Origin of the sequence: Mycobacteroides franklinii (assembly GCF_001853795.1) — a bacterium.
GTDB classification, from domain to species: Bacteria; Actinomycetota; Actinomycetes; order Mycobacteriales; family Mycobacteriaceae; genus Mycobacterium; species Mycobacterium franklinii.
In genome coordinates, this window is record NZ_MLIK01000019.1 from 1 (window position 1) to 12,539 (window position 12,539).

A 12,539-nucleotide genomic window follows, 5' to 3' on the forward strand; every position below is an offset into this window, starting at 1 on the left:
ATGCCACCGAGGATTCCCCGACATGGAAGGCCTGGGCCGACATCGCGGCCTGCTCGGCCTGCGAAATCGTCGAACGCATCAACGCGGTCTTAGCACCAAAAGTGCCCTCCGCAGCCACCAAAGCCGGAATATGCGCATCAAGCAAACTCATGAAATTTCCTTTCTCGGATCGTGATGGGTTGTTACCGGAACTACGCGAATCCCGGCATATAGGTTGCGGCAGCGTGCATATCGCCGACTGTGTAACTTGTCGCGGCCTCGGCGGTTCCGATTCCGGCCCGCCCAAGCTGGTACGCGGCACCGGTACCGGCGCCGATGCGCTCAATCCCGTGGGCGCTGAACAACGCCGCGCTCTGGATCGACACCGGATCAGCCGCCGGCGGCACCACCGCACCGATCACCGGTGCGGCAGCCGCATGCACTGCGGCGAGTCGCGCGGTCAGGGCTTCCACCGCGGCGCCGGCCGCGGTCAACCCCTCGGGAACTACGTTCAGAATCATTGCGAATTCTCCTCCTTCGGCTGGGCTACGGTCATCGAGAAAACTCCTGTGTGAGCAGATTGCGGATCGATTCCGGTAACGCGGAAAGCTCGGTCACGGGCGCCGCGTCAAGCGAGATGGTCCGAAACCCCGCCAGATAGTCTGCGTAACTGCGTGATCCGAGCTGCATCCCCAAGCCTGCCCAGGCGTCGAGCACCGACCATCGCCCCGGGTTCTGCGTGGCCCAATCGCTGCGGTCCAGCAGCCGTTTCCATTCGCTCAGGCCGAGCTCCTCCAGGCCGAACCCGCCGAGGAACTCGGCATACGAAACGGACATGCCACGCAGCACGGTCACTCCCCGGCCCAGCGTCGATGATTCGTCCGCCATCCCGAGGATGGACCTGGCTGCGACATCACCGGTGGTCACTTCCTCGGTCAACGCGACAGAAGGACAGGCCCGCAACGCAATACATGCATCAACGAACGACACCAGAATATCGGCGCCATCACCCAGTTGACTGACCTCGCCAAGCACCCGAGGCAGCCGAACGAGCGTGAAGTCAAGCTCGCCCGGCGCTGCCGCGACAACCAGTTCCGCCAGCGCCTTGGACGCCGCGTAGGGATAGACGGCCTCGCGCGGATCGGTCACCTCGGCCACCGCGGGATCGGCATTCACCACAAAGGTCGACATGTGAATCAGTCGAACTCCCCTGGCCGTACAGGCGGCCACGGCCCCAGATACCCACTCCACATTGGCGTCTCGAATGTCGCGGTAGGGAGCCAGCACATTGGTGTTCCCGATGCAATTGATCAGAGTGTGGGCACCGGTATGGTGAATCAACTCGTCCAACATCCCCGGGTGAAACTCGGATCCGACATGCAGAACCTTGACACCGACGACGTCCTTCAGGGCCGACCAGGGTTCGCAATCGGGTAGCTCCGACCTGGTCACCAAGATGACCTCGGGGCGCAGCGCGCCTTCTCGTTTCAGGTCGAGCGTGGCCCGCGCGAACCCGGTGCCGACGATTCCGGAAGCCCCGAGCACCACGATCGGCCCACCGTCCGTGGACCGCGAATCATTACCGCGCAACGCCTTAGCATCTCGAGCGATTGCGATCCGGTCCAGGTCCGCACCGATATCGGCGGCGGTGTCCAAGGCTGCGAGCTCGTCCACCTCCGTACCCGCCGCAACGAGGTAGGTGGCGCTGTCCGCACTGATCAGGTCCAGCACGGACAGTTCACGACCGAGATACTGGCGAGTGGCCGGCAGAATTCTGATCAGATCGAGCGAGCCGATCCCCTCCGCCAGGAGCGAGGAGCCCGCACGGATCTGCCGCCCGAGGTGCTCACTCCAGATTCGTGCAAGACCAGCGGCTGCCTCTGCCGCCTCCGCCTCATCCGGTACCGCGTCCACAAACTCGGCCATGGTCCGCAGGACGTCCCTATCGACCTTGCCGTTCGGCTGTCGCGGGATGCTCGGCACACAGATGACGAAGAACGAGGAGACACCCAAGCTCACCAACAGACGCCTGATTCGACCGGCCAACTCATTGTGCTGCAGCCCATTACAGGTCTGGAACCACACGGCCAGCGCACCATTGTGGGCGGCCGCGTAGGCATCGGCGACCGCCGGGTCTTCGGATATGCGGCCGATGATCGCGGCCGTGTCGACTCTCTTGCCGGAGATCTTCACGATCGCATCGCGGCGTCCGGCGAAGGTGGGGAATCCATCGTCGTCGAACACCACGCGATCGGCGGTAGCAAAGGCCCGCCTGGCTTCACCACCGGGGGCGTTGACCACACCGAAGCTCTCGCTCTGTATACCCAGATACCCCACCGAGACGGGTGCGCCTACCACGACGATTTCACCGAAGGCGACAAAGACCGTGTTCGGTACGACCGGTAGGCCCACTCGAAGCCGGTCGATATCGTCCCCATCCGCGACAGGCAGGTACGTGACGACCACCGTGGTTTCGGTGGGACCATAGCTCGAGATGAGTGCGATACCGCTGGTATCAGTGGACTTCACCCACATATCTACCGCGCCTGGGCGAATGGCCTCGCCGCCGACGACCACCTGACGCAGATCAGAAGCACCGACCGCGGCGAGGGCCTCAGGGTCCTCGCACAACAGGTGCCACACAGCCGTCGGCAGATCGAGGAGGGTGGGCCGGAGCTCGCGGATATCGGACACCAATGCGCGCAGATCTCCGGATTTCATGCCTCGAGAACGGACCACCCGCGCTCCGCATGCCGCGGCCCCGAAGATTTCCTCGACGCTGATATCCGACGTCAGCGGGGCACATTGCAGAATGCTGTCCTGCGTCCGCCAGCCGTAGGCACTACTGGCGGCGCGGGCAAACAGCGCAAGGGCACCATGGGAAACCGGCACCAGTTTGGGCTCACCGGTCGACCCCGAGGTGGCCATGATGTACGCCGTGCTGTCCGCCAGCGCATCATCCCGAGCCACCTGCTCCATCCGCTCTGTCACGAGTTCACGCAGCGATGCGTCCAGAGCGACAGGGACCGAGATAGCCGTGTCGACGACACGCACCGTAACGCCATTCCCGTGCTCCGCAATCGAATCAGACCGCGCCGCAAGCTCTTCCGTGCTCTCGCACACACTGTATCCGCAGCCGATGAGGTGGCAGGCGATCAGCAGGTCCACAGTCTTATCGGTGTCGTCGTCGACGCACACCACAATGTCCCCGGGCACGACGCCCGCGGCGATCAGCCATGCGATCCACGGCTCGACAAATGCCCGCCGCCGCAAGAACCGCGCCACCTCACCGCCGGGGTCCAGGAACCAGGCGGGTAGCCCCGTGGCGTGTGCGCGATCATCACCTCTGCGGCGGGCGCCGTCTGCGCCGATCCCGAACCATTCATTCACCGTCATCGCGATCGGCAGGTGCCACATCGCTTCCATCGAGCCCAGCGCCGCCGCGATTCTCTCGGCGACCCACTGATGAGCGCTAGTGCTCGGCAGGTCGCTGCGATGCCAGATGGACAGGGTCAGCGTGCGTCGATCTTCATCCGCGACGCACGACACGGTCATGCCCTCCACCGGACCGATATCGGTCACATAGGGTGCAGCGGCGAGGAATGGGCGTAGCTGTGGTGCGCAGGTCTCCCGGATGAAATTGACGGTCAGCGCCTCGACATGTGATGTCCTGTTGATGGCCAGATACATTCGGCGGTACTGCTCCTCACGGAGCCACCGGCGCCGCGAAGCCTTGACATAGTCACGATCAAGAGCGCGCACAACATCCTGCACCGATGCAAAGGCGGGGAAGCGGACCGGATGCGCGATGGAGTTGACCAGGCAGGTTGCCACACTGAGGTCGCACTCCCCGAACCTGTTGTCCACCGCGTGGACCAGCAGAGTCTGTGTGCCCTGCCGCAAACTGGCGTTCACTGCGACCGAAGCCGCGGCCACCAGGATGTTCAACGGCACCCGTTTAGCCTCGGCCAGCGCATCGAGTGCATCGAATTCCTTGCCGGACAGGGTCACCGACTCCTGCAGCACACCCTTGGCGGCGCCGGATGGCCCGGTGCCGAGGTCTTGTCCGTGCGCGGTGTATTGCGCCGCGTCGGCGAGTTCGTGTTGGATCGCCGCACCGAAACGTTGCAGGGACTCGTCTGCCTTGGCAGCCTCACGGCGGTGCGCTGCCACAAGATTCGCCAGTCCGTCACTGGCGCTGGGGGGTTTGACTTCTTCGCTTGTCGCGAGGAATCTGCCGAGGTCTGCTTCGATGACACCAATGGCGCCGCCGTCGAGCAGGAGATGGTGTGCCTGGATATCGAGGCCCACCACCCGCGCGTCAGCGCCGGTGCGCACGGTGTAATGCACGAGCGGCTTGACCGCGAGGCCGGTGGACCACCGGCTCACCAGCTCGTCCGCGGTCCGTGCGGTCAGGCCCTCTGCGTCCGCAGTAACCGAGACAATGTCGCCGAACTCTAACCGTTGCACCAGTTCCGGATGGTGCAGATCGGCTGACACTGGTTCTAGGACACACAACTGCACCGGGTTGGCGGCTATCGCCCCTTCCAGCGCGGACAGAAACACCGGTAGTTCGATCGGGTGAAGCCGAAAACTCTTCCCAATCAGGTACAACCCGGGATCATCGGCCTGTACCGCGCCGTTGTACATGTTCTGCTGTGAACGGCTCATCGGTACGCGGTCCACGCGGGGTTCGACGGCCACGGTCATGTGACGCCCTCCGGCTGAGCGTGCTCCAGGACCTCGGCCCACCCTGCGATGGAAAGATCTGAAACCAAACGCTTCTGCAGCTCCGAGCCGCGGGTCACGCCCAGCTGCTTCATCAACAGCACGAATCGGACCGAGTCCAGACCCAGCTCCCGCAGATCGGTCGAGTCGCCTTCGAAGAGTTCAGATTCCGAGATGTACAGCACCTCGCACACCGCAGCCAGAATCCGGTCTCGCGTGGTTTCAGACACGTGCCTGTGCCCCGATCAGCGAGGCAGACAACGACGAGCGCATCACCTTGCCGGACTTTGTCCGAGGGATGTCCTCGACAACGACGATGGTCGACGGCCTGGCCATCGACTCCGACTCATGCCGATATCTAGCCGCGATCCGTCGCTTCAACTCGGCCGTACCCTGTCCGTCGAGGTGCCCGTCGGACACCACAGCCAACCCGACCAGTGCGCCGAATTCCTCATCCGGTATCTCGTAGCACGCCGCTTCACGAACGCCCGCAACATCTTCGGCGATTCGGTCGACCTCGTCCGGTACCACGTTGACGCCACCGGAGATGATCATCTCCGAGGAGCGACCCCTGATGTAAAAGAATCCGTCATCGCGGCGCTCCACCAAATCACCGGTGTTCACCCATCCGTCGGCCAGTACCTCACGGGTGCGATCGGAATCTCCCCAATACCCCAGCATGTTGGCGGGCGATTTGATCCACAACGTGCCGAAAGATGCAGAGGCGGCGCCTGCCGCCGGCCCGCCGGACCCTTCGCCCGAAAGATAGGTCTGCACACCCGGATACGGGCGCCCGACCGCACCTTCTTCGATCCTGGCAATCGACTCGCCATCGGTCGGCAGACACAATGCGGTACAGCCTGTTTCACTCAGTCCGTAGACCTGTGCCGTCCGCACACCGGTCGCCTCGATAAATCGAATATCGGCAGGGATAGCGCGCGAACCACCGTAGGCGATGAAGCGCAACGCGGGAAGGTCGGTGCCGGTGAGCTTGAGCTCCGACACCAATCTGGTCAGGAGAGTGGGCACCAGACACGCGGTGGCCACTTCGTTGTCGACAAGCAACTCCCGCAATGAGGCACCGCGTTCACCACCGGTGACGCATGCGGCACCGTGCATCAACCCGTTGAGAATCCACCACAGCCCGCCAATGTGCGTAGCGGGCAACGGCGAGTACGTCGTTTCTCCTGCCACCCAGTCGATCCAGCTCAGTCCCTCGTCATGCAGGATGTCCGGGATGGCGAAGAACGTGCGATTGGCAAGCAGCACGGCCTTCGGTTCACCCGTTGTGCCGCTGGTGAAGATCATGGCAAGGGCATCGTCGGCTCCGCTTTCCGCGTCGTCCGCGGAGAAATCCGAGTCACCGCTCGCGTGATGACGGGTGGTGTCGTTGTCGGCTGCACTCGGAACGATCGCGGCCGGCTGGGTTATCTCGCAGAACCGCGCGATGGTCGCCTGCGGCAGGGCATTGTCGACCATGACCGCGATGGCTCCCAGCCGTGCGCAGGCCAGTACCCAAAGGTATGTCTGTGGCCCATTGTCGGAGAGGACCACGACACGAGAACCCCGCGTGACCGACTCGGCGCGAAGTGTCACGGCGAGGCGCTCAACCGTGCCGACGAGCTCACCGTAACTAACGGCATCGGTACCGTCGGTGCGGCGCAGCGCAATTGACTCCGGTCGTATACGGGCCTGCTCGAGGATCCGTTCCAGCGCAGTGGGCGGCGGTGACTGAGACATGACGGTGGCGATGCGCTTCCTGTCAGGGGGTTACGGGATGTTGAGGACCGCGATATCGAACTCTCCGGTCGCGGATCCTCCATCCTGATCCCAGAATTCGATGGTGCTGTGGAACTGGAGATAGCGCCATGACCGGTCGACGATGTGGAAGTCACGGGCCTGCAGGCGTGCGGAGAACTGCTGCGCGTTGACCAACCGCCGAAACCGCGACGACGTGCTCTTGATCAGCATGCTGGCGAGCTGGTTCTGGCAATAGTCGTCGATGGACCAGCCCCGGAATGCCCAGATGTCTTCGTTGACAACACCTTGCGCGAACGCGCAGTACGCCAGCTGGTTGAAGCACAGCACCAACTCCACGGCATTGAAGTGCCCTGTGCTTCGGATGTAGGCGGACTCGTCGATCGCGAAATTGCCCTGCGCGTGCACTGCGTCAGAGGTGATTCCGTATTGAGCGTCGTTCAGGTAGCGGCATCCCTTGTACGAATACGGCTCGAGGACTCTGCTGAGCAGCGCCTCGGACATCGGGGCCATACCCGCCGAAGGCAGGCCGGTCTGGACCGACAGCGTCGCCGCGACCGCACTCACGCCGCGAATCCCGGCGTCTCGAGACCGTCCAGCATGGTGAGGCGGTAGGTCGTCAACGTACCCGATGCCGTCCCATGCTTTGCGCGATGTACCAGAGATCGGTTGTCCCACAGAACAATATCCCCAACCTCATAGTGCTGCGCGTGGATGAACGGGGACGCATAATCGGAATCGAGCTGCCCCGAAGCCTCGAGGAGCTGCTGAAGCAACTCCGCGTCCAGAAGCTTTCCGGTCCCGTCCTCGATGGTCTCCGTGCCCGCCTCACAGATGTAGAGGATCTCTTTCCCGGTCTTCGGGTGCTGGATCACCGTCGGCCACTTCTGCGGAGGCGTGGTGCGCTCGATCTCGGCCAGGATTTCCCCGATAGGCCGGTACACGTCACTCGGACGAATCTTGATGTAGCGGCGCGGGGTATGTGTGCTGAATGTCCCCAACGCTGCTTCCTTTGTCTGTACGGGCAGCGATTCCCACACCTTGTTGAGGTCGATGAAGTAGGTGCCGCGGTCCAGCCCAGGAACTGCTAAGGGCAACACCATCGAGAAGGCAAAAGGCTTCGGCATGAACATGTAGTCGACGTGCCAGAACGCACCAGTCCGCGGAACGCCTTGGCCTTCTTCGGTGGAAGACACGAAGATCTCGGGATGGTCCTGGTGGTGATAGACGGGCTCGTAGTAGGGCACGATCTCGCCGATCAACCGCCCGAGCTGGATGAATTGCTCGGGGGATGGGTGCACGTCCTTGAGGACGACGAGCTTGTGCCGGTAGACGAGTTCGCGGATCTCCTCGGTGGTGATGCCGTCCAGGTTCCCCGGATCAATTCCGGTGACCTGCGCCCCCAGTCCCTCGCCCTTCACGTTGAGCGTCATCGACTCCCTAACCTTCTCGCGGATATGACTAACTAATGCGACTAAGGGAGCAGTCGATCCGGGAGTGCGAAAAGTTCCCACCGAAATGAGGGGCGGTTTCGCGCGGTGGGTAAATCGTTGGAAAACAATGCGATTAGTGGTCGACGTCACGCCGCCGGCGGCGAGGTACCAGTCAGGTCGTCGACGGACCGGCCGGCCAGACGACGAGCGTCATTCGGCGTCGGTACCCGATGCTGTCGAGTTCTCAAGCGACCGCTTGAGCACGTCTGACGGATCGCCCTGATGGGGATGAAGCTCGTTCCCGCCGGTGCCGCCGCTGGTAGGAATCCGATCAGGTCCGATCGGATTCGGCGCCTGGGTGGGTTGGCCGGGGCTCTGCCCCTCCTGGGTCGGCTGGCCCGATTGCTGACCGGGCTGAGTGTTCTGGTCACCTCCACTTTGGCCGTTGTCGCCGCCCTGGCCACCACTGCCACCCTGGTCATTGCCGCCGCCCTGGCCGTTGTCTCCTCCTTGACCACCACCGCCGCCACCACCGTCAGACGGCGAGGGAGAGGGCGACGGTGATGGTGATGTCGTAGGGGTCGGCGGGGTCGCCGGCGGATCCTTCAGCTTGTCCAGTAATCGTTGTTCGGTTCCGTTGAGATGCTTGCGAACCTCTTCGTCGGGTTCGTTCGTGGTGTCGAAGCAGCCCGCCGGAGCCTCCCTGGTGATGACGAGGGCTTCCTGCCAAAACCTCTTGGCTTCGTCTCGCTTCCGGTCGGCGGACTTGAGGTCACCCCGCGTCTCCAGGACAACTTCCAGGTTGATCCGTACCGGACAGGACCGGGCGGGATCCACCCGCGTGAGCGACTCCTTGAATTCGGTCTCCGCTTCCCCGAGCTTGCCCTCCAGGACGTACCGGTCGCCTTCGGTGAAGTAGGCCTTGTACGAATCGATGATGTTCCACGACTTGAGAATTCGGACATCGTCGCGCAGCGAGTACGAGTCATAACCAAGGTAGTGCGACTGTGCGGCGTACCCCGTGCTCACCATGACAATGAGCTTCACCGCGAGCGCCAACAACAACAATGCGGGCAAAACCGAGAGAGCCACCAGTCTGCGTCGCAGCACCTTCCGGCGCGGCCCGTCGCTAAAGAACCGTCGCACCGCGTCAAGAATCACCCGGGGGGTCACGTCGGCCCCACCTTCGTGATGCGCGACGTGCGGTATTCACGGACCATCGCGAACAGCTCGTAGAACATCAGCGCCATCGCGATGCCGGTGAAGACCCAGTAGAACTCAATCCTGTTTCCGGGAAGTGACACCGACCGCTGCTCGCTCGTAGTGGCGGACGGATCCAGTCCCGGAATCACCGGGGCGATCGAATCACCCTGCAACCGATGGACATATCGCACGTGAAGCTGGTCCGCGATGCCTTTGAGAGACTGCTCGTCGAGAACGGACAGGAACGGGCCTGTGCCTGCGACGTTCTGGAAGTAAGTCTTGTCTCCGTTGGCCGCAAGCTGGCTGGCCACCTTGCCGCCTTCGGGCGTCCCATAGCCAAGTACCGCGCCCCCGTCGACAAGGTCGGCGGGGATGTCGAACTTCTTGGCGGGCTCACGCGATGCACCCGCGCCCTCCCCGAGGTAGAACACGACGTTGCTTGAACCCGGGTACTGTCGGCGCGCCAACTCGAGTTGCCTCTTGAGCTCGCCGTCGGCGGCCGCGACGCCGACGCGGTATACCGAGTCCGGTTCGGAGACATACGCCGAGTAACCCGTGAGTAGCGCCTTGAGGCTCCACATATCTTCAGAAAGTGGCCAATCCACCCGAGCACTCGTCGCGAACGAGGTGATGGAGAACCGGCCTTGCGCGTACTGGTTGACGATGGCATCCATATCCGAACGAATGCCGGCCATCCGGAACTGCCCGTTGCCATAGTCTTCGGCCCGGGAATTGATGGACCGATCGACAACAAAGAAGACATTGACGTTGCTGTTAGCTGCCGCAACGGCATTCGATTCGGTGAGGACATGCGCGGTGGGCTCGATCCCGGGCCGGGCCGCGGCGGCGAACACACAGACGATGGCCAGCGTCAACAGACTCCAGCGCAGAACCACCTTGCGCTGGCTACCGCCACCCACCACCACCAAAACTCGATACAGCGTGTACATGCGTAGTGCGACGATCACGACCGCCAACACGATGAAGATCCACCACGGCAGCACGGGCTGGAAGGTCATCGGCGCACCCCCGCCAGGGCAGTGGCGAAGACCACCGCGATCGCCAGCGCGATCACCAGAATGACGTTCGGTCGATCCTGCACCTTCTGGACGTAAATTGTTCCGTCGGACTGGGTGATCACCGGAGGGTTGGAGCGGATCTCATCGAGATGACCCCGGAAGGTCCTGTCGATACCGGCCTGCTCGGCCGCGCTGCTGGTCTTCGTGCCCTGCAGATACGTGATGAATCGGCCACCGCTGCCCTCGGCCAGCCGCTTCACCGCGCCACCTTCTTCGGCGGCGGTGGGGGTAAGAACATTCAGCTGGATTTGCGCTGTTCTGGTCAGCTCCGCCAGCTTGTCATCGGTGTAAATCGGGCGCGCTTGTCGCTGCTCGGCGGTGGGCCCCAGGAAGATGACAGAACGGCGATGCTCGCTGGGCTTGGTGAAACCGGGAAATCCGGTCATACATAAGGCAAGAGCATCGTTGACCGTGCGGGCATAGTCCGTGTAGGCCACCCCGCGGGAGAATTCCTGCCGACCGCGCTGCAGCGCCTTGCTGTCGTCGGGCCCAGGTTTGTCCTTAGCTGCCAAGGCGCCCAGTCCGCCGAAATAGCCGAGCCGGTCTTGCAGGTAGGAGTTGTCTCCCGTCATGGGGATGACCCGCAGTGTGGCCGAGGTCAAGGCCAGTCGTTGGGTGTCGAAGCCCTTTGTTTGATCGCGGAAGTAGTTCAGCAGTTCCGAAACATCATGGGCAGCAGGGTCGTACGCCACGCACAGGTTGATGTCCTCCGGGTGTGCCCGGTTGATTTGGGCGGCCGTCGCCTCGCTACTTACCGGCCGCGCCGTGGCGAAGATCGCGGCGATCAGGAATGCCGTGGCCGCAATCGAGATGGCTGCCAGCATGATCCGATATCTACGGTATGCGCGTACATATTCGGGGAGCCGGGTAAGCCGCTGCACCCAAGCCAGCGGACGCAGGCTGCGTGGCAGCTGGCGCATAGGCCAGAAGTAGGCGAGCAGCGCAATTGCCACCAGCAGAACCAACCCACCGATGACAACGAACCACCATCTCAGTTCCATGACTGGATCACACCCCGAACCGCTGCCGCCGTCACCGCGACATTGGTGTCATCGCCGATCTCGAACTGACCCGAGTACAGCTGCGCTACCACCGGAGCCGCCCCTGCCGCGCCGCTGTGCGCTACTTCTCCCAACGACATGTACGGCGCGCGCACACCGGTACGCATATAGATGAAGGTACGCAGCACGCGGCTCATCGCACCGTGCGCCTGCCGCGAATTCAACGCTCCGGCATCGTGCTCCTTGCGCACGTTGTCGATGGCCGCACTGAACTTGCGGCGTAGTACGCGCGCGGTGATGTCCCGGATCACCGGAATGGTGCGCAGCTTCTCCACCGGCAGTGTCCACACGAAAACACCTACGCACCAACCGATTACCAACAGCACCAGGATGATCCCGAAGACCAGCCACAGCACCGAGTACGGCAGTGGCGCCACTATCCATCTCAGATAGTCATTTGGCACGGCTGGCCTTCTTCAGCATCGTGGTGATCGCCTTGACCAGGTCGCGACTGCCCGCGACTCGCGCACAGGGAATGGCCGATGAATTCACGTATTCGTCGAAGGCCGCCTCGCGCTGTGCCTCGGCGCGTCGATAGGCCTCGATCACCCTGCCGCCGAGTATCTCCTCCCGAAGGATCGAGCGGCCGGAGTCGACATCGTATCCCTCACCACCGAATTCCGGAATCCCCACTAGGGGAGCGTCTTTGATGGTGATCCAGTAGACATTGTGACGCGCCGCCAGCCGGCGGAATTCGCTGTCGAGCTCATCGGATAGATCGGGTTCGTCGGATATGACGAACACGATGTGGCGATGTCGGTAGTTCCGCTCAACGAAGCGCAGTTGCGCCGCAATGCTGCTGCGCCCACTGGTGGTGATATCGCGGCTGTTGATCCGTTCGAGCATGTGCTCCAAATGCGGCTCGCCGCGGCGGTTTGGCATCCGCCCTGAGGCATGCTCATCGCCATAGACCAGTCCCATTTCGTCGCCCTTGCTGTTGGCGATGAGACCCACTACACCAACCGCATTCACCGCGACCCGCTGTTTGGGTTCACCGCTGGCCGCCAGGGCAAGCATGTTTCGCCCGATATCGGCGACCACGAGAATCCGCTGCTGGCGATAGGACACAAAACGCTTCACCAGCACCGACGACGACCGGGCGGAGGCCCGCCAATCGATATCGCGCACGTCGTCGCCGAGGATGTAGGGACGCAGGTCGTCGAATTCCAGGCTGCGGCCATGGAACATCGAGCGGTGCTCACCTTCGAGCAGCCCACGTGACAACCCGGTGGGGCCCGTCAGCCGATTGTTGGTCAGCGTCTCCGCTTTGACCTGCTGAAGTAGTACTCCCATGGCAG

The 12,539-nt window shown here is 62.8% G+C and carries 11 protein-coding genes and 1 pseudogene; all 12 read right to left on the reverse strand.

What is annotated here, in order from left to right; genetic code table 11:
* Positions 1-151: pseudogene (locus BKG76_RS07840) on the reverse strand (type VII secretion protein EsxS); the annotation flags it as partial.
* A gap of 40 nt (positions 152-191) precedes the next feature.
* On the reverse strand, positions 192-500 hold the full coding sequence (locus tag BKG76_RS07845) for a PE family protein (RefSeq protein ID WP_070937161.1): 309 nt from the start codon (positions 498-500) through the stop codon (positions 192-194).
* A gap of 31 nt (positions 501-531) precedes the next feature.
* Positions 532-4,689: an AMP-binding protein gene (locus BKG76_RS07850; protein WP_070937162.1), complete on the reverse strand. Its 4,158-nt coding sequence runs from the start codon at positions 4,687-4,689 to the stop codon at positions 532-534.
* A complete protein-coding gene (locus BKG76_RS07855) occupies positions 4,686-4,937 on the reverse strand; it encodes an acyl carrier protein (protein ID WP_070937163.1) in 252 nt (83 codons plus the stop codon). Before BKG76_RS07855 ends, BKG76_RS07850 begins: the two co-directional genes overlap by 4 nt.
* Positions 4,930-6,447, reverse strand: a complete 1,518-nt coding sequence (gene fadD10 / locus BKG76_RS07860) for a fatty acid--CoA ligase FadD10 (protein ID WP_070937164.1) — start codon at positions 6,445-6,447, stop codon at positions 4,930-4,932. The genes BKG76_RS07855 and fadD10 overlap by 8 nt, the downstream gene beginning before the upstream one ends.
* A 30-nt stretch (positions 6,448-6,477) precedes the next feature.
* Positions 6,478-7,032 (reverse strand): FcoT family thioesterase, encoded by a 555-nt coding sequence (locus BKG76_RS07865; protein WP_070937165.1) that lies wholly within the window; start codon positions 7,030-7,032, stop codon positions 6,478-6,480.
* Positions 7,029-7,898 carry a (3R)-3-[(carboxymethyl)amino]fatty acid oxygenase/decarboxylase gene (scoE, locus tag BKG76_RS07870; RefSeq protein ID WP_070937166.1) on the reverse strand — a complete coding sequence of 290 codons (870 nt, stop codon included), beginning with the start codon at positions 7,896-7,898 and terminating at the stop codon, positions 7,029-7,031. Before scoE ends, BKG76_RS07865 begins: the two co-directional genes overlap by 4 nt.
* A gap of 210 nt (positions 7,899-8,108) precedes the next feature.
* Complete coding sequence (locus BKG76_RS07875) at positions 8,109-9,071, reverse strand: hypothetical protein (RefSeq protein WP_070937167.1); 963 nt, start codon at positions 9,069-9,071, stop codon at positions 8,109-8,111.
* Positions 9,068-10,120 carry a vWA domain-containing protein gene (locus tag BKG76_RS07880; RefSeq protein ID WP_070937168.1) on the reverse strand — a complete coding sequence of 351 codons (1,053 nt, stop codon included), beginning with the start codon at positions 10,118-10,120 and terminating at the stop codon, positions 9,068-9,070. Before BKG76_RS07880 ends, BKG76_RS07875 begins: the two co-directional genes overlap by 4 nt.
* Positions 10,117-11,181, reverse strand: coding sequence for a hypothetical protein (locus tag BKG76_RS07885; protein ID WP_070937169.1), 1,065 nt, complete (start codon positions 11,179-11,181; stop codon positions 10,117-10,119). The genes BKG76_RS07880 and BKG76_RS07885 overlap by 4 nt, the downstream gene beginning before the upstream one ends.
* Complete coding sequence (locus BKG76_RS07890) at positions 11,172-11,645, reverse strand: hypothetical protein (protein WP_070937170.1); 474 nt, start codon at positions 11,643-11,645, stop codon at positions 11,172-11,174. The genes BKG76_RS07885 and BKG76_RS07890 overlap by 10 nt, the downstream gene beginning before the upstream one ends.
* Entirely contained in the window at positions 11,635-12,534 is a 900-nt protein-coding gene (locus BKG76_RS07895; protein WP_070937171.1) for a DUF58 domain-containing protein, read from the reverse strand. The genes BKG76_RS07890 and BKG76_RS07895 overlap by 11 nt, the downstream gene beginning before the upstream one ends.
* Positions 12,535-12,539: the final 5 nt, after the last annotated feature.